Origin of the sequence: Rhodoflexus caldus (genome assembly GCF_021206925.1) — a bacterium.
Taxonomy (GTDB): domain Bacteria; phylum Bacteroidota; class Bacteroidia; order Cytophagales; family Thermoflexibacteraceae; genus Rhodoflexus; species Rhodoflexus caldus.
In genome coordinates this window covers 374,715-398,560 of the sequence record NZ_JAJPRF010000002.1, presented here as the reverse complement: position 1 = coordinate 398,560, position 23,846 = coordinate 374,715, and the positions used below count along the sequence as shown (strand labels likewise).

The 23,846-nt window shown below is 46.0% G+C and carries 20 protein-coding genes; 8 read left to right on the top strand and 12 right to left on the bottom strand.

The annotated features are described in order from the left end of the window. The 4 genes from NDK19_RS03805 to rsgA all read right to left on the bottom strand — a co-directional run bounded on the left by NDK19_RS03805 (position 1) and on the right by rsgA (position 5,423). Complete coding sequence (locus NDK19_RS03805) at positions 1-2,787, bottom strand: HlyD family secretion protein (RefSeq protein WP_250630508.1); 2,787 nt, start codon at positions 2,785-2,787, stop codon at positions 1-3. Beyond that, positions 2,777-3,331 (bottom strand): RNA polymerase sigma factor, encoded by a 555-nt coding sequence (locus tag NDK19_RS03800; protein WP_250630507.1) that lies wholly within the window; start codon positions 3,329-3,331, stop codon positions 2,777-2,779. The genes NDK19_RS03805 and NDK19_RS03800 overlap by 11 nt, the downstream gene beginning before the upstream one ends. Before the next feature lie 195 nt (positions 3,332-3,526). After that, complete coding sequence (locus NDK19_RS03795; RefSeq protein WP_250630506.1) at positions 3,527-4,408, bottom strand: Cbp1 family collagen-binding glycoprotein adhesin; 882 nt, start codon at positions 4,406-4,408, stop codon at positions 3,527-3,529. Between the two features lie 85 nt (positions 4,409-4,493). Further along, positions 4,494-5,423: a ribosome small subunit-dependent GTPase A gene (gene rsgA / locus NDK19_RS03790; protein ID WP_250630505.1), complete on the bottom strand. Its 930-nt coding sequence runs from the start codon at positions 5,421-5,423 to the stop codon at positions 4,494-4,496. A 173-nt stretch (positions 5,424-5,596) separates the two neighbouring features. On the opposite strand from rsgA, the gene NDK19_RS03785 reads away from it, so the two are divergent. Then, a complete protein-coding gene (locus NDK19_RS03785; protein ID WP_250630504.1) occupies positions 5,597-6,205 on the top strand; it encodes an energy transducer TonB in 609 nt (202 codons plus the stop codon). Between the two features lie 63 nt (positions 6,206-6,268). Here the strand turns inward: NDK19_RS03785 and NDK19_RS03780 are convergent, their stop codons facing one another. The 3 genes from NDK19_RS03780 to NDK19_RS03770 are packed head-to-tail and all read right to left on the bottom strand — an operon-like array spanning position 6,269 to position 9,680. Continuing rightward, positions 6,269-7,897, bottom strand: coding sequence for a glycoside hydrolase family 10 protein (locus NDK19_RS03780; RefSeq protein WP_250630503.1), 1,629 nt, complete (start codon positions 7,895-7,897; stop codon positions 6,269-6,271). Next, complete coding sequence (locus tag NDK19_RS03775) at positions 7,897-8,544, bottom strand: RNA polymerase sigma factor (RefSeq protein WP_250630502.1); 648 nt, start codon at positions 8,542-8,544, stop codon at positions 7,897-7,899. The genes NDK19_RS03780 and NDK19_RS03775 overlap by 1 nt, the downstream gene beginning before the upstream one ends. Next, positions 8,541-9,680, bottom strand: coding sequence for a glycosyltransferase (locus tag NDK19_RS03770; RefSeq protein WP_250630501.1), 1,140 nt, complete (start codon positions 9,678-9,680; stop codon positions 8,541-8,543). The genes NDK19_RS03775 and NDK19_RS03770 overlap by 4 nt, the downstream gene beginning before the upstream one ends. Positions 9,681-9,889: 209 nt before the next feature. On the opposite strand from NDK19_RS03770, the gene NDK19_RS03765 reads away from it, so the two are divergent. Beyond that, complete coding sequence (locus NDK19_RS03765) at positions 9,890-11,116, top strand: ATP-binding protein (RefSeq protein WP_250630500.1); 1,227 nt, start codon at positions 9,890-9,892, stop codon at positions 11,114-11,116. After that, positions 11,113-11,943 (top strand): DUF6671 family protein, encoded by an 831-nt coding sequence (locus NDK19_RS03760; RefSeq protein ID WP_250630499.1) that lies wholly within the window; start codon positions 11,113-11,115, stop codon positions 11,941-11,943. Before NDK19_RS03765 ends, NDK19_RS03760 begins: the two co-directional genes overlap by 4 nt. 65 nt (positions 11,944-12,008) lie before the next feature. Here NDK19_RS03760 and NDK19_RS03755 read toward each other — a convergent pair whose 3' ends face one another. The 5 genes from NDK19_RS03755 to dapF form a co-directional block, all read right to left on the bottom strand. Then, positions 12,009-13,274, bottom strand: coding sequence for a glutamate-5-semialdehyde dehydrogenase (locus NDK19_RS03755; protein WP_262910261.1), 1,266 nt, complete (start codon positions 13,272-13,274; stop codon positions 12,009-12,011). 13 nt (positions 13,275-13,287) lie between these two features. Continuing rightward, positions 13,288-14,613, bottom strand: a complete 1,326-nt coding sequence (locus tag NDK19_RS03750) for a sensor histidine kinase (protein WP_250630497.1) — start codon at positions 14,611-14,613, stop codon at positions 13,288-13,290. A 100-nt stretch (positions 14,614-14,713) separates the two neighbouring features. Continuing rightward, a complete protein-coding gene (locus tag NDK19_RS03745; RefSeq protein WP_250630496.1) occupies positions 14,714-15,892 on the bottom strand; it encodes a hybrid sensor histidine kinase/response regulator in 1,179 nt (392 codons plus the stop codon). A 48-nt stretch (positions 15,893-15,940) separates the two neighbouring features. Next, on the bottom strand, positions 15,941-18,190 hold the full coding sequence (locus tag NDK19_RS03740; protein ID WP_250630495.1) for an ATP-binding protein: 2,250 nt from the start codon (positions 18,188-18,190) through the stop codon (positions 15,941-15,943). Continuing rightward, positions 18,162-18,953 (bottom strand): diaminopimelate epimerase, encoded by a 792-nt coding sequence (gene dapF, locus NDK19_RS03735; protein WP_250630494.1) that lies wholly within the window; start codon positions 18,951-18,953, stop codon positions 18,162-18,164. The genes NDK19_RS03740 and dapF overlap by 29 nt, the downstream gene beginning before the upstream one ends. Positions 18,954-19,001: 48 nt before the next feature. Here dapF and ruvX point away from each other — a divergent pair, with 48 nt between their 5' ends. The 5 genes from ruvX (at position 19,002) to NDK19_RS03710 (ending at position 23,836) form a co-directional block, all read left to right on the top strand. After that, positions 19,002-19,430, top strand: coding sequence for a Holliday junction resolvase RuvX (gene ruvX, locus NDK19_RS03730; protein ID WP_250630493.1), 429 nt, complete (start codon positions 19,002-19,004; stop codon positions 19,428-19,430). After that, positions 19,427-19,984 carry a peptide deformylase gene (def, locus tag NDK19_RS03725; protein WP_250630492.1) on the top strand — a complete coding sequence of 186 codons (558 nt, stop codon included), beginning with the start codon at positions 19,427-19,429 and terminating at the stop codon, positions 19,982-19,984. The genes ruvX and def overlap by 4 nt, the downstream gene beginning before the upstream one ends. Before the next feature lie 141 nt (positions 19,985-20,125). After that, complete coding sequence (gene hemL / locus NDK19_RS03720) at positions 20,126-21,436, top strand: glutamate-1-semialdehyde 2,1-aminomutase (RefSeq protein ID WP_250630491.1); 1,311 nt, start codon at positions 20,126-20,128, stop codon at positions 21,434-21,436. A gap of 15 nt (positions 21,437-21,451) precedes the next feature. Continuing rightward, positions 21,452-22,807, top strand: coding sequence for a DEAD/DEAH box helicase (locus tag NDK19_RS03715; protein WP_250630490.1), 1,356 nt, complete (start codon positions 21,452-21,454; stop codon positions 22,805-22,807). Between the two features lie 126 nt (positions 22,808-22,933). Then, the gene (locus tag NDK19_RS03710; protein WP_250630489.1) at positions 22,934-23,836 is read left to right on the top strand and encodes a geranylgeranylglycerol-phosphate geranylgeranyltransferase; all 903 of its coding nucleotides are present in this window, start codon (positions 22,934-22,936) and stop codon (positions 23,834-23,836) included. Positions 23,837-23,846: the final 10 nt, after the last annotated feature.

The following is a 23,846-nucleotide window of genomic DNA, read 5'->3' as shown; positions in this document are numbered from 1 at the left end:
TCAGGATTGTTCGAGTATCTGTTTCAATTTCCGATAGTTCACTTCCGATGGGTCTATCCGCTTAAATACCAACTGAGGAGTGGTGTTTTCCTGTGCGGTGTTTTCGCGCAGCCAGTCTGCAAAATCCCTTGCTGAGAATACCAACACCGTGCCGCCGGGTAGTACGCCCACCAAATGACCGCCCGATGCGTCAAAAGTTACGGGCGATGGGTTGTTCAGCGAAAACTCGCCCAAAGGAATGATAACTGTTCGTTCTGCACCTGCCAATTGGAACAACTTCATTGTGCCGCTGCTGTTTTCGGCAGAGAATATCAGGTGGCTGTATGCCACTTTTACTTCTTCAAACGGGCGCGTTACATGATAAATGCCAAATTTGGTAACATGGAAAACCCGCAGATAGTCTGCCTCTTCGGTGTGTTGTTCGCGGGCAAATTGCAGTTTTTGGTCGGCTACTTTCAGATTGCGTCGGCGCAACTCTTCAAAAGTTGCCAACCGTGGTTGTTTGCGTAATTGCGGGCGGCCTCCGGGCTGTACATATGTATAAAAATGCACCTGTGGCGCATCTAAAATTTTGCTGCCTGCTTCAAACGATGCCCCTTCTAACGAAAGACGGTAAATCTGCTTGTCTGTGTCGGTTTTTTGCCATATCTGCAACTTGTCTTTGCCCAATAGCAGAGCTATTCGCTGGCCATCGGGGGCGATGGTATATGCCGATGCGCGCTCAATGCCTGCGACATATAGTGTATCAACAGCTTGCCATGTGTCCTGTTGTTTGCGGTTGATATAGAAAGCGTGTTGTGCTACATTTTTATACACCATGCGGCTGTTGTTGTTCAAGCGGTCTAAGTCTATATCGGGTTGTTTGAGGGTTTGGTTACTGAGTGTCATAGTCCATTTTTTCTCCGACAAACCGCCGTCATAGTCGGGAGGACGCGAGAAACTATTGCTTCTGCCCAACGATTGCCATTGGTCATTCATACGGAGAATAGTGCCGTCGTGCATTTTGCCAATCATTTCCGTGCCGTTCCGATTGGTAAACATAATCTCCGTAACCCAACTTTTAGGGAGTCCTTTGCGGCGGCTAATCATTTTCCCGCCAATTTCCCACAGTACAGCGCTTTCATCGGTATGAATGGTAACGACGCGCTGGCCGTCGGGAGAGATGTCATAGTCCATAACCTGCCCTACATAGGTGGTAATGGCGCGCTCACTGTTGTTAATTTTAGGGTCATATTCGCGGCTGTTGGTCGGAATGAGTTGCCCGTATTGTGTTACAAAAGCGCCATCGGAAGTGCGGTAACAAAGCAGTTCTTTTTTATCGGAAAGGCCGATGATGTGTTCACCGTCAGAGGTAAACACGGCATCTTTCATGGCAATTTTGCCGATTAGCTGCCCGTTGTAATGGTAGAGGAGTGTGCTGTTAGCTGTTTTGATTATCAGCTTTTTAGCATCATTACTGAAACGGACTTCGACAAAATTACCGGTGATAGAGGGGATACTTACCTGCGCCATTGGCATAAAAGAGGCAACAGCCGCATTGGCTTTTTGCCATTTGGCAGCTTTCACCCATGACATTTCCTCACTGTCTGGGTCTTGATACTCAGGTTGGAAGCCTATGTATTCCATGCCTTGCGTATTGAGCCAACTCATAATTACGTTGCTTTTCACCGCTTTGAGTTGCCACCCGCTTACGGTGCTTTCCAGCGCTTTCAGTTGTTGGTTCTCAAAAGCGGTTTTGGCATGAGCTTCGGCTTGTTCGTAATAAACTTTTTTCAGCGAATCAAAGTATGCTTGTTTGCGCGCATTGATGATAAGTTCGGAAAGACCTGTTATTTGCTGCCACTGCACAATGGGCTGCCCCGTACTTTCGTCGGTGCGGTGGCTTGCCAGATGAAAATGGCTGTAGCCGGGGGAATCGGTAAATGAGGCAAGTTGTACGTCTATGCTGCCGTTGAGGGTCAGGGGTTCGCCGTTGCGGTAGCCTCTGATTTCAAACATGCCGACGGTTTCCATGTGTTTTTCTTCCATTTCCAGCGGAATACCACTTGCCAGCACTTCTAGCCCGTCATGATATTCCCTGTAAACGATTTGTACCTTCCCCGATACTTTGGTGCCCTTCTCATCGGTGAAAGCATTGGGTGGTACGTTAATTTGCGTACCGCTCGGCAATCGGAAAGTCTTGCCTTTTTCTGCTTCTAATTCAAGCATTTCAGCGGGCACTTCCAGCCCCTTGATAGGGCTTACAAACTCCGATTGTTGAGGAATGGCAACTGCAACGGTCGGTTCGGGGAACAGATAGTTTTGCAATAGCGGAGTTATCCAAAAACCAAGCACAAGTACAGCGGCAATCCCTGCGACAGCCAGCCCGATTCTGATGATGCGGGCATACGGGCGAATAGGGATAATTTTGGCGTCTTGGTTGCCTTGCTTGTGCTCTTGTACACCTTCTTCTTTTAAAACTTCCTGCTGCAACAGGCGTAACTGCTCTGCCATTGCCATGCGGCGGACAGCATAAATGATTTCCTGCTGCATATTAACTTCTTCCCGCAAGGAGGCATCTGTCTGCAATTTTTTGTCAAATTGCATTTTTTCCTCCGTATCCATTATGCCGGAGAGGTAATGATGGGTATTTTCTACAGCATGAATAATTTCCTTCTGCGTGGCAACCTCTTCCCGCAAGGAGGCGTTTTCCTGCAATTCTTTTTCAAATTGCATTTTTTTCTCAGCATCCAATACGCCGCAGAGGTAATCATGTATTTTTTCTATTGTATTATCATCAGGCTTCATAGGCAGTGGTTACAAATGATGAAAAACTCAGCCCACGCTTTTCGCACATCGTACGGAGTTTAGCCAAACAGCGCAGTCTTCTGGTGCGTACTGTTGTTACACTGGCTATATTGTAACGTGGCGCAATTTCGCCATCTCCTAAATTATAATAAAAAGTATCCTTTAAAAGTTTCGCACAATCGGCAGCTATTTGACTAAATTCTGCAAGTAGTTTATCCAGCATTTCTGTTGCCTGCTGCATTCCTTGCCATGAAACAGTATCCGCAAGGATGTCAATTATTGGTAGTTGCTCCGTATCCTCAATGGTAATGTAGCGTTTTCCACGGCGTTGTAAGTCTTTCAGCCAATGGTTGCGTACAATGGAGTAAATATATGTTTTTAATGAGGCATTGTTTTTTTTCTGATATCTTCCCCGTTGAACTTGGTCAAATAGTTCCAACAAGGCCGTCTGATGCAGTTCATCAACGTGCGATTCGTCGCCGCTATTTTTCAAAAGAAAACTTCGTATCATATTGCGATAGGGCAGCCCAAGCAGTTGGCGCATGGCATTGTTGCGGGCTGTTTCATTATTGCTTTGAAGCGCGGCTATAATCTCGTCATCGGTCATATATGCAAAGGCTTATGTCCTTTAATACCCATACTATGCAATTTGTTTCATTTTTTTGAATAAAAAAAGCGTTTTAATGACAAAAAAGCCGCCTGCAAGTGAATACAGGCGGCTTTTGGTAAATGATAACGATTACTTTACTACGATGGCAACAAACTTGGTTTTCCAGAAAGTTTTGGGGTCTGTGATTTTCAGCGTTACGGAGTTGCCGGATTCCACCAACTGATAGCTGGAAGAGCTCCGTGCAGGCACTAACTCTACTCTTTTAGCCTTATAATTACCGATTTCAATCTCAGTAGCAGTTCTGCTGTCCAATTTGGTGAATTTAGATTCATCAATATTGGCATTCAGGTCTTTATTTTTGTTGAATAAGCCTTTTGCATCAATTACGCCTCTGTTTTCCAATTCTTTGCGAGTGCCGATGGCATAGAAAACGCTGTATAGCTCATTTTGGGTTTCAACAAGGGCTGCTTGTGTGCGCTCTTGTTCTTCGGCTTTGGCAGCATACTGCGACTTCAAACCTGCCACTTCCTCTTGCAAAGATGCAATGGTAATTTGCAAGTCTTTAATTTGATTGTCTTTATCCTGAATGGACTTTTGGAGTTCATCTACCATTTTTTGCAGGAAAGCATTTTCTTTACCTGCCTTAGACAATTTGCTTTGCAACTGTGCAATTTTTTGCTGGTTTTCTTTGTTGAGTCGTTCCAGCTCGGCAAAACTTTGGTCAATGGTCAGAGAACCTTCACGGCCGCTCATACTGCCGGCGCGCATTTTGGCAGCGGCTTGTCGGATGCGTTCTTCGCGTGCGCGCATGGTATCCAAGTTCGCATATAATTCGTCCATTTCCGAATTTAAACCGGCAATGTAAAGGCTGTCTTTGCGAATTTTGGCAACTAATTCCTCGTTTTCTTGTTTGAGTTTGTCATATTCGGCACTGCCTCCCCCTGAGCAAGCGGCAAGTGCAGCAATAATCAGGCTTCCCAGAGCGAAACGCCACGATTTCAGATGCTTCATAATTTGATGATTTAGTTGAATGATTTAAAGAATTACGATGCAAGTTAACATATCAGGGAGTTGATTTGCAAAAATGGTGCAACGATTAACGCCTGTTATCCTCATTTTCCAACATACTGAGATAGCTCAGGTAACGCGAATGAGCGATTTCTCCTGACTTGACACGTTTAACCACCTCACAGTCAGGCTCTTGTATGTGTTTGCAGTCTGGGTAGCGGCACATGCCGAGGCAGGCACGCATTTCGGGGAAATAATGAGCAATAGGCTCATTTTCCATATCGGCCAAACCAAGTTCTTTGATACCGGGTGTATCAATCAGAAAGGTTTCGGGGGCTAACTCAAACATTTCGGCGAAGGTGGTAGTGTGTACGCCCTTGCCCGCAAACTCCGAAATGGCAGATGTGCGAAGGTTTAATTGAGGATTTAAACTATTCAACAGCGTGGATTTGCCTGTGCCGGAATGCCCGGCGATGAGTGTTTTTTTTCCGGCAAGCAGTTCTTTCACGGGCGACAGGTTGTTGCCGTGCAAAGCCGAAATCGCTAAACATTGATAGCCGATTTTCTCATAGGTTTCCATCAATTCTTGCTGATAGGCAAGCGCTTCCTCGTCTAAAAGGTCGGATTTATTGAATAAGATGGTAACAGGGATACGGAACGATTCGGCCGAAACCAAAAAACGGTCAATAAATCCGGTAGAGGTGCGGGGCAGCGCTACCGTTGCCATAAGCAGCGCTTGGTCTATGTTGGCGGCGATAATGTGGGCAAAAGCCATTTTGTGCGGCGACTTGCGGCTGATATAGTTTTCACGGGGCAGTATATCAGTAATAAGTACAGTCCCCTCGGTTGTATCTTCAATAACAAACTCCACATAGTCGCCTACCGCAACCGGATTGGTTACTTTGTTGCCGTGTAGTTTGTGCTTCCCGCGCAGCCTGCCTTTGTACCTATTGCCTTGCTCATCCCGAACGTCGTACCATGAGCCGGTTGAGCGCATAATTAATCCGCGTTGCTTCATGTGCCAAAGTTAAGATTTGTTTGTTATTTGTTTGGCACTTAAATTGTAACACTCACCGTAGCCCCTTATTGTAAAGAAATAGTCAGCAATTGATTGACAAAATTTCTTCCTAATTATCTCACATACCACTAATCATAACATATAATTTTCGTACATCATTTGTTAAAGATTCTATGAAAACCAGATTTACACATTGGTACAATTATGCCATAGTGGCAGGGGCATGTTTAATGTGGGCATGTCAAGAGCCTGCAAAACAGGAAACGAAAACAGAGGAGCAGCCTGTTGTTGAGGAGGTGAAACCTGCGGTAACTTCGGCGAGCACTCCTGCAACAGAGCCTCCGAAGCAGGAAGTTGCACAACCTGAACCAAAACCCGAACCCAAAAAAGAAGAACCCGTAAAAAAAGCGGAAGAAAAGAAGCCTGTCGTAAAAACAGAAAAGCCTAAGAAAGTGGACGAGGAGGTGGTAGTTGTAGCCGACCAGCCCGCAGAACCGGCCAGTGGCTATCCTTCTTATTACCGCTATATTAAAACATCGCTGCAATATCCCGAAGAGGCCAAAAAGCACAATGCGGAAGGGCAGGTATTTGTTGAGTTTGTTGTAAAAAAAGACGGCAGCCTTGAAGATGTGCGGGTGCAACCCGGCAAAGGCATTGGCTATGGTTGCGACGAAGAGGCGGTGCGTGTAGTAAAACAAGGCGAAAAATGGAAACCCGCTATCAATAAAGGCGAGCCTGTTGCGCAACGTGTTACACTCCCTATCAAGTTCAAACTGAACTAAATAATAGCCATTTGTTTCACTATACAGTAAAAGCCATCCTGCAACTCGGGATGGCTTAGTTTTTTACTGCTTTTTGCCGTTTTTGGGTGCTTGCCGATAGGTATTGATAAGTGTAATCACAAAGTCTGTCCATGCACCGGGCGCGCGAAGCCTGATAGCATGCGAATATACGGCCGTGCTTTCGTGGTGCATACGGCTCAGTGCGGTTACTGCATACCGATATTCGCCGTCGGCAGGAAAAGTGTCATCTAAAAAGAAGCCTTCCGTACCGGTTAGCGCAATCATCTGCGCGGGATTGTTCAAATCAAATGGTTCATTGGCTTTTACCCGATAAATGGCGTGGTACTTTGCCGTATTTTCGGTTGCCGTAAGTTTAGGGGGCGGATTCCAACGCAGCAGCGCCCCTTTTTTGGAGGGTAATACTTCCAAACCCGAAGGCGGTGGGGGAGGGCTGCCTTTTTTCCATGGCATAAGCGGCAACAGCGCTGTGTGCTTGTAGAAATTGGTTCGGAGCGAATCGGCGACACCATTGGGGTTGCGCACCAGCGATTTGGAACTGAAATAAATGCTGCCGTGTACTTTGCCGTTTTTACGGCGGTTGTACCGCACTTGCTCAGGTATTTGGGTGGGTTTTGCCCAATGCGGGTCGTTGCCGTCGGGAGCGATTTTGTAGGGGGCGTGCCCTACGTACACATGCCTGCCGAAGCTGTTATCTGCCCACCAATCTACCAGTGTTTTGTAAGGAACTTTGTCAAACTCAATGCTGAAATAGGCTTGCGGGGCTACGTAGTCAATCCAGCCTTTTTCTAACCACAGGCGAATATCGGCATACAAATGGTCGTAACAGGTTTGCCCCCCTTGTGTTGCAGAGCCGCGCGGGTCTTGCGAGCGGTTGCGCCAAACCCCAAACGGGCTGATGCCAAATTTTACATAGGGTTTTATATGCCTGATTTGCAGTGAGATAGCCTCTACAAGCCGATTGACATTATCGCGTCGCCAGTCGTCTATTTTTGCAAAGGATTTGCCGTATTGCCTGTAAGTAGCCGAATCGTTGAAAACCTGCCCCTGAATTTGGTAAGGATAAAAGTAATCGTCAAAGTGGATGGCATCTACATCGTAGCGGCGCACAATATCGGCTACGATATCGGTAATGTACTGCCGCACTTCGGGGATGCCCGGGTTGAATACTTTGGATTTTCCGTAAGTTACGAACCACTCCGGTTTGCGGCGGGTGATGTGCTCGGGGTGTACCCGCAGCGAATCGCCTTCAAATTGGGCGCGATAGGGATTTATCCACGCATGAAACTCCATGCCCCGCCGATGGGTTTCGGCAATCATGAATTGGAGCGGGTCGTAGTAAGGCTCGGGCATGAGGCCTTGCTTGCCGGTGAGCCACTCCGACCACATTTCCTGTGCACTGAAATAGAACGCATCGGTGGCAGGGCGCACCTGAACGATTGCCGCATTCATGCCTGTGCGCCTGTGGAAGTCCAGCAAGTTGATAAACTCATCTTGCTGACGTACAGTGGGCAGCCCTTTGGCCGAAGGCCAATCTATATTGGCAACCGTAGCAATCCATACAGCCCTAAATTCGCGTTTGGGCGATGTTTGAGCCGATGCGGGCGGACAAAGCAGGTAAAAAAGGCTTACAGAAAAAATCCATAAGCCCCATAAGGTTAATTTGCGATTCATTAAATCATGTCTTTTTTAGCCCTTGCAATATCGTACAGCAACTCTCTTGCGCGGTGAAGTTGTGCTTTCACCGTACCCAAGGGGGCGTTGAGTTGTTGTGCTATTTCTTCGTAGGAAAGTTCGTCAAAGTAGCGTAGTTGTACCAACTGCTGGTATTTATCGGGCAGCAACGTTACCATTGTGCGCACAATTTCTATTTTTTGTACGTTAATGGCGCTTTCCTGCGGATTGAGGTTTTCATCGCGGATGTCTATATCAATAGGGTCTCCGTTTTCATCCGAATAACCGGTGCTGATGCTGGTAGTTTCCAGTTTTTTGCGGCGGATGAAGTCAATGCAATTGTTGGTAGCGATGCGGAACAACCATGTACTGAAAGTGTATTCTTTTTTGAACTTGGGCAGATTTTTGAATGCTTTGGCGAAGGCTTCTATCGTAAGGTCGTCAGCGTCGTCGGAGTTGCGTACCATTTTCAGCAAAGTATGATAAACGGGCTTTTTATAACGGCGCATCAGTTCTGCATAAGCCTTTTCATCGCCATTAATAGCACGGTCTATCAGCTTAAAATCGGCAAGCGCTTTGGTTGAAAACAACCGTTCGTTGTCTTGTTCTTGTTCGTTGTTGCTGTCGTTATTTGTGAAATTATTCACTTCCATTCTACTTTTTTGCTAATCAGTACGGATAAGCCTGCCGTAAAGTAATAAACTATATAGGAAAAGTCTAATAAAGGCCACCAAATAATGCTAAATCTATCGCCAAGTTGTCTTGCACAAAGATAGGTAATTGTTCCTAAGAAACCCCACCGCAGCAACATAATACCTGCAATGATGCCTGCAGGCAGCCATTGTTGCCACAGAAGGCTTGTTATCAGCCCGCCGTAAATCAGTATGTGTGTTGTTATTCCTAACATGGTGTTCAATCCCAGCCACAACCTGTCTTTCCAATGATAGTATTTGCCTACCGAGAGGTGGCGGCGTTTTTGCTGCCACCATCCGCGCCAAGTGGTTTTAGGCAGCGAATACACAAGTGTATCCGCTCCGATGGCAACTGACGTATTCTGCGCAGTGGCAAGGGCATTGACCAACAGGTCGTCATCGCCTCCGACTACCCGCTGAAATTTGTGAAAGCCTTTGTTGTCGAGAAACAGGCTTTTGGTATATGACAGATTGCGGCCAACCCCCATGTAGGGATGCCCCCACAGCGCAGAGGAAATGTATTGCATGGCGGTATATAAAGTCTCGAAGCGAATTAGGCGGTTCAAAAACCCTTTGCGTTCCATGTATGGAGAGTAGCCCAGCACAATTTGTTTATTGTCAAAATTTGCAGCTATGGCGGCCAGCCACTTGGCCGAACAGGGGCGACAATCTGCATCTGTAAGTACCAACCTCTCATAGGTTGCGGCTTTCACGGCCAGCGTGATGGCATATTTTTTAGGATGAATACCTGCCGGGGTGTGATTAATGGTAACTGTTTTCAGATTATCAAAGGCCTGTGCGGCTGTTTTTAAGAGCCAGAATGTGTCGTCGGTAGAGTGGTCGTCCACCACAATAATTTCGTATGGAGCAGGATAATCTTGCTCTAAAAGAATAGGCAGCAGATGTGTCAGGTTGTCATGCTCGTTGCGAGCTACCACAATAACAGATATGCCTTCATACCGGACGGGTTGCGATGCGGTAGGCTTAAAAAATGCAAGTTTACCAAACCAGATTCCTTGTAATATAAGTTGCAACAGCACAAAAAAACCTATGGTTGCTACTGCGATAATCCAGAAAGTATTGAGTTCCACTTTTGCTTAACCTTAAAGCGACAAAATTATGCAAGTTTCCGTATGCGGGCGCAAAAAGTTTGCATAATCAAAATGATTTTATACTTTCGTAAAATATTACATAAGTTATTAAAATGGATAAAAAATCACAATTTGTCCTCTATCCTTCCATCTTTGCAGTCTTTACTTTTCTCTTTTTTAGCCTTTTATCAAGGCTTACCGGCTATCACATGGTAGACAGGTATGTGGTGATATTGGAAATTTTATATGTAATATTAGGGTTCTTTTTTGTGTTTTTTATCGTAAAAAGTAATAATGTTGAGTCCAATGATTATGCCACTGCACAATTGAATAGCGATTCGCTCTTTGCCAAAATCCTTGATAACCTGCCTGTTGGCGTGTTAATATTGGATGAAAAGGGAAGTATTGCAGACGCAAATAAGGCTGCCTCTAAAATATACGGCTACTCAAAAAATCAATTACTGAACAAAACCATTGTGCAACTGTGTCCCGAGTGGGAAGAGAACCGTGTAGCTTACATACTCAATCGCGTATTGATGAACCGCTACAAATCGGTGTCCGAAAATTGGCAGCAAGTTACCGCCAATCGGAAAATCATAGACTTAAAGGTTTGGATAGAACCTTTGGCAGTAGGAAATACGACTATTGTAATGTTGGCCATGGCAGACATCAGCACGCAGAAACAGATGGAAAACGAGTTGTTGCTTTCATTGGAAGAGTTGGATTCGTTTACTTATCGCGCCGCACAGGATTTGCGGGCACCGCTTACCCAAATTATGGGGCTGTGCAAGTTGGTAAAAACAGAAAAAAAAATTGGCGACCTGAATGCATTGGCATATTTTGAATTGGTAGCCAACGCAGCGGCAAGGATGGAGTACTCTATGTATAAACTTTTGATTTTCAATAGTTTGAAAAATAAAGTTCCTGATATTCATCCGATAAATGTATTGGAACTTGTCAGTCGTGCAATAGAAGAGGTACAATTAGATAAACGAATTGATATTACTGTGCTGATAGAAGTTTCTCCGCAGTTAAATATTTCATCGGATTCATCGCTGATAAATATTATTTTGCGAAGTTTATTGGAAAATGCGATTACCTATCGCGATTCATCCTACCGCAATTCTTACATACGCATTGCCGCTGTTCAAAAAAATGACAATCTGATTATCAGAGTAAACGACAATGGAATCGGTATACCCAAAGAGTCTATCCCGCACTTGTTCAAAAACAGCTACAAAGGCGTTAATTTGATGAAAGGTGCAGGCATGGGGCTTTATGTTGCACAAGTAGCTGCCAATAAACTTGGCGGTGCCATAGAATTAGTATGCAGCCGACCCGGGCAAACCGAATTTATGGTTACTTTGCCCTTGGAATGGTTTTTGGCAGTACAAAACCCTGCACATTCCGAATCAACCCATTCGTCAAAAAAATGACGCATACTTTATTTCAAAATCGCACGGCAGCATTGGCAACCATCCATGCCAAGGAAAAAATTATTGCACCAATTTTTGAACAATACAACACCGGTTTACAAATTCGGGTGGCATCGGTAGATACAGACTCTTTTGGTACTTTCACCGGTGAAACAGAGCGCAAGGGCAGCCAGACAGAAACGGCACGGATGAAGTGCATGGCAGCAATAGAGCAAACCGGTCTAAGTATCGGGATAGCAAGCGAAGGGGCATTCGGGCCGCACCCGAGCATTCCTTTTGTTGCCGCCAACGTAGAAATAGTGATGCTGAAAGATACGAAGCTTGGCATAGAGGTTTGTGGGCAGCATCTGACCTCTGCCACTAACTTTTCTTCCCAAAAAGTTGATTCAGTTGAGGCAGCATTGGAATTTGCCGACAGTGCGGGTTTCCCCTCGCATGGTATCATTGTGCGCGGAAACCCGATAGTCAAAGGTATTCATGATTATGAAACCCTGACTTTTGCAGTAAGTCAGGCATTGGCGCAACAGCCTGTGGTGCAGATAGAAACAGACATGCGCGCCATGCATAACCCGACGCGCTGTCGGGCAATTGCCGCAGCTGCTACCGATTTGGCGGAACGTTTGATGACATTGTGCCCGCATTGCCGCCGCCCCGGATTTGGGAGAGGCGCCAGCATACAGGGCTTACCGTGCAACTGGTGTGGGCTGCCTACGCAAGAGGCCAAAGGGTATTGGATGGAATGCCCGACTTGTCAGTACCGCGAGGAGGTGCTGAATAGCAGCGAACAATATGCCGACCCTTCTTGCTGTATGTTTTGCAACCCATAACAGGCAAGCATATATGCAAATTTGCTGATTTTTTTCAACCTGAAATGTCTGTTTACTTGTCTGGTTTACGGGCGCACCTGTCCGTTCCCCCTAATTTTCCATTTGTAGCTGGTTAGTTCCGGTAGTGCCATGGGGCCTCTGGCATGTAATTTTTGCGTACTGATGCCTATTTCTGCCCCCATGCCAAATTGTGCTCCGTCGGTAAAAGCGGTAGAGGCATTGGCGTAAACAGCGGCGGCATCCACAACGTTGAGGAATCGTTCTATGGTTTCCGCGTCTTCTGCCACAATGGCCTCGCTGTGTTTGGATGAATAACGGGCTATGTGCTCGAGCGCCTCATCGAGGTTGCTTACAGTGCGGATGCTCATTTTGTAGTCTAAAAACTCTGTACCGAAGTGTTGGGGTTCGGCAAATTTCAACAGATGACGCGGATAACCAACTTGCAGATAAAACATGGATTCTATATCTGCAAAAATTTCTACATTTTTCTTTGCAAGTGGTTGTATCATATGGCGCAGTTGTGGCAAAACAGCCCGATGGATAAGCAGGCAATCCAGTGCGTTACAAACACTGACCCGTCGGGTTTTTGCGTTGTAAATAATATTGGCTGCTTTTTCAATATCTGCGCTTGCATCAATGTATGTATGGACAATGCCTGCCCCTGTTTCTATGACAGGCACGCGGGAATTTCTTCGCACAAAATCAATCAGTTGTCGGCTGCCACGCGGGATAATCACATCTACTTTTCCCTCAGCCAACAAAAGTTTTTCGGCAGCTTCGCGTGAAGGGGGCAGAAGCGTTACGGCATCAATAGGTAATTTCAATTGGTACAGTACCTCCCGAATTACTCCGACGATGGCCTCATTGGTTGCTTGCGAATCGCTGCCGCCTTTGAGAAGGACTGTATTACCGGCACGCAAACACAAAGCCGTTACGTCTAACGTTACGTTGGGGCGCGCTTCGTAAATAATACCTACCACTCCCAGAGGTACACTTACTTTTTGCAAAAAAAGTTGATTAGGAAGTGTTTTTTCTTCTATCACTCGCCCTACGGGTGAGGGCAGATTGGCTACATGGCGTATTTCATTGGCAATATTGGCTATGCGCTCGGGGGATAGCAACAAACGGTCGTATTTGGGGTTATCGGGCGACATTCGGGATAGGTCTTCCGCATTGGCTGCCAGAATAACATCCGTTGCTTTTTCCGTAGCTTCGGCAAGTGCTTGTAAAAATTGGGCAATCACTGTTTGCGGCACCTGTGCCAACAAACGATTGGCAGCAACAGCTGAATCTATGAGACGATTAATCATATCCATAGCCGCAAGTTGCAATTTTTTACAAAAATTACAACATCGTATGGGTAAGCGATTGCTTTTCGGGTATTAGGGGAAAACTGACTGTAAATTTTGCCCCTTTACCTTGCACACTTTCACATGTTACGGTTCCCTTCATTTGTTCGGTGAGTTTTTTGACAATTGAAAGCCCCAAACCCGTAGAAGGTTCACCTGCCGTTGGTCGGGCACTGAGTCGCTGAAATTTTTTGAACATCTTCTTTTTGTCTTCTTCCGTAAAGCCGGGGCCGAAATCCTGCACCGAAATATGGCAACTCTCTTGCTGTGGCTTTATTTCTACAATGACTTTGCGGTCAGTAGGGGAGTACTTGATGGCATTGGAAAGCAGATTTTCTAAAATTCGTACAAGTGCTTGTTGGTCTGCGTGGATGCTCAAATCAGCAGAGGGTTTGTTAAATACAATTTCTATGTTTTTGCTTTCGGCCAAACTTTTAAAATCTGTTATTACCTGTTCTACTACCTGATGCACGGTTACTGCTTCGGTTTTGAGAGTTTGGACATCGGCTTGTTCGTAAAGACTTGCCTCCAATATCTCTTTAATGAGCACGTTGGCACGTTTAATAGTGGTATCTATTTGTGTGATGTATTCCTGCTGTCGGCTGTTGGGCGCGCCATCTATTTCAATAAGGCGCAGCAAGCCGTAAATGGTATTGAAAGGCGTGCGCAAATCGTGCGAAAGCATATGGATAAACTCATTCCGTTCTATTCCCAGTTGATGCAGGCATTCGTTTTGCTCCTGCAATTGTTGGTTTTGATGCACAATTTCCTGTTTTTGTTGTTCCAACAAGGTGTTTGTGCGCTGTGTGCGCCACCAGAAAAACAGAACGACGACGCTCAGCAGAGCTACAAATATCAGCCAAGTTTGTAGCAAATAGTTGGCACTTTCCGACTGTGCAAGTGCTTGCCTGTAACGCTCTTCTGTGAGTTGCATCTGTATGCTGTCCGCTTCTTTTTGCAAGGCGAGCATTTTGTCCCAAGGTGTTGATTGACGGTTTTTTCGTAGCTGTTTGTGCGCTTCAAACAGCAAAACGGAGTAGTACTTGTGTTGTTCGCGATTGTTGAGTTTCCAATGTGCGGCTACAATATTGCTCAAAGCTCTGTAAATGGCATGGTTGTCTTGGCGGGCTTTAGCCAAATAATACGCCTGCTCGGCGTATTGCAGCGAGCGCATCGGCAGCGAGTCTATGTAGGTTTCGGCCAAGCGGTTATAGAACAGCGGCGAAGGCCGAGATGTATGGCTTTGTCCAAAGGCGAGGGGTGCAATACAAATCAGCAAGGCAGCTAAAAAACTACGAAAATAGCAACTGTCATCTTCCATAATATGCAAGCATTACAAATAGGCTGCCATTTTGTAGTTGATTTGCCGATAATTATTGCCAAACGATTAAATAACTAAATTCATTTGCAGGCGATTGCAATTACCGGTGTTTAGGAAGGGTTAACATAAAGCGTGCCCCTTGTCCGGGTTCGCTGTACAGTGCAATTTGGCCGTTCATTTTGGTAACCAACGACTTGACTACGGCAAGCCCCAACCCGGTGGAACTTTCCCCAGCTGTGGGTTGTGCGCTAAGTTTTTTAAACGACTTGTAAAGATTTTTTATGTCGTGTTCGGTAAAACCGGGGCCTTCGTCCTGTACTTCTATTGCCAAATGTTTATCAAGGTCTTGTAGTCTGATAAAAACATTTTTTCCGATGGGTGAAAACTTAATAGCATTGGAAATCAGGTTTTCCATGATACGCATGACATAGTCTGCATTGCCATGGATAACGGCCGATTCCAAGTTGTTTTCCAAATGCATACGGATTTGTTTTTGTGTACTTTGTTTTTCATAGGCTGCAAAAACTTTGTCTATCAGTTCATGTACATCAACCGGATAAAAATCTTCTTTGGTGTTTTCTTCCATTTCTTTGGCATCCAACAAGTTGCGAATCAGCATCTTGCCGTCGTTTATACATTCCATTATCAGGCGGAAGTATTCTTGTTGTTCTTCGGTAATTTCCGTAGAATTTACCATAATAGTAATCAGCCCTTCAATGCGGTTCAGAGGCCCTTTCAGGTCGTGTGCTATAAATGAAATGATGCTGTTTTTTTCATTATTGACCTCGGTAAGTAACTCGTTTTGGATTTCAAGGATTCGGGTTTTTCTGTTCAACTCTTCGGTGCGCTCTTGTACGCGTTGCTCCAAGCGTTCGGTCAAAAGCCGTATTTCGCGTGCGTTGCGGTAAGATTCGCAGGCCTTCAGCATCAGCAGACGGAGTGAAAGCTCTTCCCACGGTTTGTTGATATATCCTGCAATGCCAAGTTCGTTAATGGCAATTTTTACTTCTTCAATATCTACAAAACCGGTCAAAATTATTTTGGTAATACGAGGATAGATATGGTGGATGCTGCGCAAAAACTCAATGCCGGTAATGCCGGGCATCCGTTGGTCGGTAATAATCAGTTCTATTTCGTGCTGCTGTAAAATATCTAAAGCAGCTTGTACGGTCTGTGCGGTGTAAACTTCAAACTCTTCCTGAAACTGCGACCTGAAAATAATGAGGTTGTTCAGCTCGTCGTCCAGATAAAGAATTTTATAAGGGTCACTTACATCCATAAGGGTGTATTTGCAGTTTAGTTTGGAAACAATTATACGAAATTTTCTCTAATTCAAGCCACTTACAGGCAGGGCTATGATAAAATTGGTGCCCACATTTTGTTCGGATATGATGTCTATTTTGGCCTGATGCAAATCAAGAATTTGTTTGGTGATGTAAAGCCCCAAGCCCATGCCGCTGCCCGCTTCTTTGGTAGTAAAAAAAGGCTCGTAAATTTGTTGTTTTACTTTATCGGTCATACCGATGCCATTATCTTGTATTTCTACTCTGACAAATAATTTGTCATTTTCTTTTTCTAATGAAAAAAAATCAGTGGTAATGGTTATTTTCCCGTGCATTCGTTTGGCTATTCGTATTGCTTGGAAGGCATTACCGATGATGTTGGTAAATACCCGTTCTAACTGCAAGTGGTCAGCCATCACCTGAGGGCATTTTTTTTCGTACCGACGCTCCACCTCAATATCCTCATATTGCGCGGAAAGCATGTGCAAAGCGTTTTCTATGGTGTTGTGGATATCTGCGCTTTTAAATTCGGGCGGTTTGAGTTGCCTGATGCTTTCTACAATCCCTAAAATTTTATTGACACCTGATTTGATGATATCCAGAAACATGTAAACCTCGGCTTGCAATGAGGCATATTCTTGTTCGCGGGAATGATGGGCAGTGTCTTTTTCCGGTATAAATTGGCTTAACATGCGGCGGTATTCTTCATTGGCTGCAATCAGTCGTTTGATACCTTTTTCCAACTGTTGCGTGCCGTTATTGATGTAGTTCATCGGGTTGAGTATTTCGTGCGCTATGCCGCCTGAAAGTTTACCCAGCGCTGCCAATTTTTCGGATTGGGCATATTGTTTCTGCGTAAGTTCTAAGTCAATCAATGCTTGGTCAAGTCGCGTGTTTTTATTGTTCAGTTCTATGTTTTTCTGTTTCAGTTTTTTGTTTGTCTTAACAAGTCCGACAAGTAGTATTGAAATTATAACGGCAGCCACCACAAGCAGGCGAAGATACAAGGAAAGCCGCTCGTTGAGGGCTTTTTCTGCTGCTGCCTCATTTTGTTTGGTAATACTCACTATTCGGAGGCTGTCTGTCTCTTTTGCCTGTGCGGATTCTGTTTTGCTTTTGGCAATTTCGGTGAGTAGCTGTTCGTCATACACCTTGTCGCGGTGCGTATTGCCGATTTGCTGGCTTTCGTAGGCCTTCCGAAAATTACCGGTTGCATAGTAAAGCTCGGCTTCCATATCATAGGCAAGCATAAGCGCATATTGGTTGTCGGTAGCAGATGCTACTTGCTTGGCTTCGTTGATATATTGCTTGGCGGCTTCGTAATTGCTGTTTTCCAACAGGGCACGGGCTACATCTAAATAATGGTCTTGTAAGGAAATCAATTTGTGGTTGCTGCTGTCTATTTGAATGCACTTATTGTACCACAACAAGGCATCATCTACCGTTCCGCGCTCCATTTCCATGTGGCCAAAGTACGAATAGACCCGTGCGGTTTGGTGATAGGCCTGAGCTTTCAAAAAAGTATTCAGGCTGCTTCTCAAAAGTGCTTCCGCACGGACGTAATTCTTTTGTTTGATGTACAGATTGCCCGTGTAGGCATCGGCAAGCGCAACTCCTATCTTATCGTTTAATTTTCTGAAAATCAGTCTTGTATCCGTGAATTTTTGCTCGGCGGCAGGTAAGTCATTGCGTTGGATGTCTATCAAGCCTCCAAAAAGGTACAACTTTGCAATCAGTGTATTCAGTTGCTTGCTTTTGTCCCAAGCTCTGCGTCCGTGGGCTAATCGGAGGGCGGTGTTAAAGTCTTTGGCAGCATTTCCTAATTCGCCTCTGGCATGATAGGCTATACCGCGCACAAAAAGCGTTTGTATCAGGCTGAGGCTGTCTTGTGCCGTGTGTATCGGCAATTCCATTACCTTTTCGCAGGCATGAAAGGCCTCCGACAGTTGATTGCGGTAATAAGACGAAAGCGCTTTGGCTCTGTAATACAGTATCTTAGAAGAAGTTTCGCCGGTTCTGTTGTACAGCCCCTCTATTGCCCGCATGATAGACTCGGATTGCGCTACCGAAAACTCGGCGCGCTGTTCCCAAACAGGCACCAATACAGCCATTTGCGCATCGGGATTATTGGTAGCTATTACCCGAAACAGGCTGTCTAAATTGACGTTGTTGCTTTGTGCTTTTACTTCACTGTCTGCCCAGATAATGAGTATAATAGCGCTGTACAAGAACAGCCTGTTCAATCGGCAGAAGGTTGTCAGTATTTTATCGCTCAATTGTTCCACTGAAAACATATTCGGCAGGCCCTATCAGCCAAATATCGGAAAAAGATTCGGGCAAATGACGAAATGCCACTTTCAAATTGCCGCCCGGCGTTCTGATATCAACAACCTGTTGCTCACCTGTGGGTTGTTTACACGAAGCGCTGTAAGCCAATGCCGCGGCTGTTACTCCTGTACCGCAAGAATAGGTTTCATCTTCCACGCCGCGTTCGTAGGTGCGCACGTAGAGTTTATTATCTGATTGAATTTCAACAAAATTGACATTAGTACCGCCCGGTGCGAAGTCCGGCAGATAACGTATTGCCTTGCCTTTTTCATATACGGGAAAATCGGCAATGGTCTGCTCAAACTGCACTACGTGCGGAGAACCTGTATTGAGAAAATAGTTGTCGCTCCAAGGGGTGATATTTTGAACATCAGCCATTTGCAACCAAACGAGTTGCTGCTCATCTATCCGTGCCTCATGCAGGCCGTCGGCTGCCATAAACCGCGTATTGTTACCTATTAGCCCCAACCGATGCGCAAAAGCAACCGTACAGCGGCCTCCGTTGCCACAAAGGCTGCCGCGTCGTCCGTCGGCATTGAAATAAACCATTTCAAAGGGATAATCGGTGTGTTCTTGTACCAAAATAAGCCCGTCGGCACCAATACCGAAACGGCGGTGGCAGAGTTGTGCTACCAATTGCTCGTCTTCGGCAGGAAACCACCGGCCTCTGTTATCAATCATGACAAAGTCATTGCCTGTTCCCTGATACTTGCAGAAATCTATTCTCATGGGTTTGTGCGTTTTTCGTTACCTTTGCAGTGCAATTTCGTAAAAAAATTGGGTAGAATATTAGCTATTGACTATGGCAGCAAGCGGACGGGTATCGCAGTGAGCGACCCGATGCAACTGATTGCCTCTCCTCTGGAAACCATTCCTACCGCTCAGTTAATGGATTTTCTGGCAAAATATATGACTGCCGAGCCGGTGGATGAAGTTATTATCGGAATGCCTAAAAAGCTGAATAATAACGATACAGGCACCACTTTTATGGTCAGAGGCTTTATCAAAGCCTTCCGCAAACGATTCCCCGATATGCCGCTGGCCGAGGTGGACGAAAGGTTTACTTCTGTGATGGCGATGCAAAGTATGATAGCTGCCGGAAGCAAGAAAAAAGACCGCATGGAGAAGCAGGGCAATTTAGACAAAGTGAGCGCTGCCATCATCCTGCAATCTTACATGGAACAAAAAAAGAATACAATATTATGATTTATCCGATTGTAGCCTATGGCGACCCCGTGCTGCGCAAAGTAGCAGCCGAACTGACCAAAGAGAACCCCAAAGACCTGCCTAAACTCATCGCTGATATGTTTGATACGATGCACAATGCGGAGGGTATCGGACTTGCAGCACCGCAAATCGGGCTTTCGCTGCGCCTGTTTGTGGTAGATGGCAGCGGAACGGATGATGAGGAAATAAAAGATTTTAAAAAAGTTTTCATCAATCCGACCATTTTGGAAGAAACGGGCGACAAATGGGGCTTTGAAGAAGGTTGCCTGAGCATTCCTTCCATTCGCGAGGAAGTACAGCGACAAGCACAGGTGCGCATCCGCTACTACGACGAGAATTGGGAACTGCACGAGGAAACCTACGACGGCATGAAAGCCCGTGTGATTCAGCACGAGTACGACCATATTCAGGGAGTGCTGTTTATTGACCATATCAACCCGCTGAAAAAGCGATTGATTCAGGGAAAACTGACCAAAATCAGCAAAGGGGATGTAAAGCATACTTACAGGATGCGATTCCCGCAGAGCAAGTAATCAAAAAAACAAACAATGTGTGGTATATGATTTAAACAGTCGGGCAAGTCAAACATGTTATCAGTAAGAGTATTTTGACATATTGCGCTAATTTTTTCTTGTTTATCATATGCCGAAAAACTAATCTAAATTAACCGTACTATGAATCATACAATCAGCCATGAGCTCTTTCAACAGGCATTGCAATATATCCCGGGAGGGGTGAACTCACCCGTGCGTGCTTTTCGTGCAGTGGGCGGCAATCCTGTGTTTATTAAATCTGCTAAGGGTGCCTATCTTTTTGATGAAGACGGCAATCGTTACATAGAACTTATCAACTCGTGGGGGCCTATGATTTTGGGGCATGCCAACCCCATGATTCAGGAAGCGGTGATAAAAGCCGTAGAAAGTTCGTTCTCTTTTGGTGCACCCACGCGCCGCGAGGTGGAAATGGCAGAACTGATTTGCAGCATGGTGCCTTCCGTAGAAAAGGTGCGCATGGTAAACAGCGGCACCGAGGCTTGTATGTCTGCCATTCGCGTGGCCAGAGGTTATACAGGCCGCAATAAAATCATCAAATTTGAAGGCTGCTATCACGGGCACGGCGATAGTTTCCTGATAGCGGCAGGCAGCGGTGCGGTTACGATGGGCGCACCCGACAGCCCGGGCGTTACGCAAGGCGTTGCCAATGACACACTTACGGCACCCTACAACGACCTTGCGGCAGTAGAATCACTGATTGATGCGAACCCCAACCAAATTGCAGCCATCATCATTGAGCCGGTGGTAGGCAATATGGGTTGTGTGCTGCCTCAAAAAGGCTTTCTGGAAGGTCTGCGTACCCTTTGCGACAAGCATGGCATTGTTTATATTTTTGACGAAGTAATGACGGGCTTCCGTCTTTCCAAAGGTGGCGCACAGGAACTGTTCGGCATCCGCCCCGACATGACTACTATGGGCAAAATCATTGGTGGCGGCTTGCCTGTGGGTGCTTACGGCGGCAAAAAGGAAATCATGGATTGTGTTTCACCTGCCGGTAAAGTTTATCAGGCAGGCACACTTTCAGGCAACCCAATTGCCATGAGTGCAGGTATGGCCATGCTGAATTACCTGAACGAGCACCCCGAAGTCTATACGCAGGTTGCCCAAAACACAAGCCGCATTACCGACGGCATCCGCAAAGCATTGGCAGCCAACGGGCTGAACTTCACCATCAATGAAATCGGCTCTATGTACAGCCTGTTTTTTACCGATAAGCCCGTTACTGACTTTGAAAGTGCCAAAACATCTGATACACAACTATTTGGCAAATATTTCCGCGAGATGCTGGAGCGCGGTGTGTATCTGGCACCTTCGCAATATGAAAGCCTGTTTGTTTCCACAGCCCTGAGCGAGGCCGATTTGCAGCACATTGAGCAGGCCAATGCCGAGGTGCTGGCATTAGTGGCCAAGGAGGTTGCGAACGTTGAATAAGTGAACAAAACAGGCATGGAAGAAACAACCGGATTTGCGGCATTTAAGCTCAATAAACAACTGTTCAGCGCTATTCAGGATTTGGGATGGGAAACACCCACGCCCATTCAGGAAAAAGCCATTCCGCTGGCATTGGAGGGGCATGACGTGCTGGGTATTGCGCAGACGGGGACAGGCAAAACAGCCGCTTATCTGCTGCCGTTGCTCATGCGGTTAAAATATGCGCAAACCGACTTCCCCCGTGCGCTGATTATTGCGCCCACGCGTGAGTTGGTCATGCAAATTGCCGAACATTTTAAACGCTTATCGGCCTATACCGATTTGCGATGCACGGCATTGTATGGCGGTATAGGTATGAAAGCACAGGTAGATGCCGTCAAAGCCGGAACGGATGTGATTATTGCCACACCCGGGCGGTTTATGGATGTGTACCGCACAGGCGAGCTGGTACTCAAAGAGTTAAAGTGCTTTATTTTAGATGAAGCCGATAAGTTAATGGACATGGGTTTTATGCCGCAAATCCGCAAGTTGCTGGAAATCATCCCACGCAAGCGGCAAAACCTGTTGTTTTCTGCTACCATGCCCGACAAGGTAGTGCGTCTCTCCGAAGAATTTCTGGAAGCCCCCATCCGCGTGGAGATAGCACCACAGGCAACAGCTGCCCAGACAGTGGCACAGCAACTGTATTTTGTGCCCAACCTAAAAACCAAAGTCAATTTATTGGGGCATCTGCTGGCAGACGAAACGCAAATCACCCGCGCAATTATATTTTGCCGCACCAAAGAAAATGCCGAAAATATCGGCAAGTTTATTTCCAGAAAAATAACGCCTTTTGTGCGTATCATTCATGCCAACAAAGGGCAAAATACGCGCATCAATGCCATGCAAGCTTTTAAAGAGGGGGGCGTGCGCATTTTGGTTGCTACCGATGTGGCAGCACGCGGCATTGATGTAAGCGAAGTAAGCCATGTAATCAATTTTGATGTGCCGATTATCTATGAGGACTACGTACATCGTATCGGTCGGACGGGCAGGGCAGGGGAGGAAGGTATTGCCATTACTTTCTGTACCGAGGCAGAGGTATATCACATAGAGAAAATACAAAAACTCATTCGTCAAACCATCCCTGTAATGGAACTGCCCGCCGAGGTAAAGATAGAGCCGACAGGTTTTGAGGAACAGCAGGCAATGGCGCGGGAAATAGACCGCCAAAAGCGCCGTGAAAACCCTGATTTTCAGGGGGCATTCCATGAGAAAAAGAACAAACCGACACAGCGAAAGCCCGGCAGTAAATCCAAACCCGTTGGCAAGTCAAAATCCACTGCCAAAGGAACAGGTAACAGTAAGACATTTTCCCGCAGGCGCAAATAACAAAAGTCTAAGTTTGTTGTTTTGTTAAAAAATGTTAAAACGCTCTTTTCTTTTGTAAGAAAGAATAGTTTTGCGCAGGCAGTAAATATTTAGAGCCGTGCTTTAGATATTTCTTTTCATAGCTGGTTGAAAGAAACAGGAGGGTCGGTGCAAGCCGCCCTCTTGTTGTATTTATATCCCTCATATACCCGTATCGTGGCTGCCTTTTTCCGTCTCGTTCGCTTATCTAACCTTTTACTGCTGGCTGTTTCGCTTTTGGCTGCTTATTGGCTGTTGGTCGGCAATTGTGCATTATCGCCGTTTGCGGTTGTTGGCTGGGTAATGGCAGTGGTGTGTACTGCTGCGGGTGGCTACGTAATTAACGATTGCGCCGACCTTACAATTGACTGCATCAATAAACCCCAACGACCGTTACCTGCCGGAAAATTCTCTGTCCATCAGGCTATTGTAATAGCTATTGCGCTGTTTATCAGTGGCTTGCTGTTTTCCCTGATGAACCAACGGCTTTTGTGGCTGACAATGGGAAGTGCGCTTGCGCTGATAGCATATGCACGAAAACTCAAATGCACACCCGTGATAGGCAATCTGACAGTAGCATTGTTGAGTGCAGCCTCCTTTTTTTCCCTCCGTTTGCTGTGCAACGAAGTGAATAATGCGCTCTACGAGTTGATGGTTTTTGCAGGGCTTACCCATTTCCTGCGCGAACAGGTCAAATGCTTGGAAGATGCGGAGGGAGACAGGCTTGCCAATTGCCGCACATTGCCCGTAGTGCTTGGTGTACCTGCTGCTAAAAGAGTGGCATCGGCAACGGCTTTGTTGATAATTGCAGCCTGCGGAGCTATGGCCGCCATGAAAGAAGGAGGGCTAATCATGTTCGCATGGCTGTTCCTTTCGGCACTGTTTTGTATTTTCGCGTGGCAATTGCAATCCGCTAAGGCGGTTAATCATTTTGCCGCGCTTGCCACGCGCTTAAAACTGCTGATGATAGTCGGAATGGCAGTTGTTTTGTGGGGGGCTGTTTATCAATAAAAAATTTACA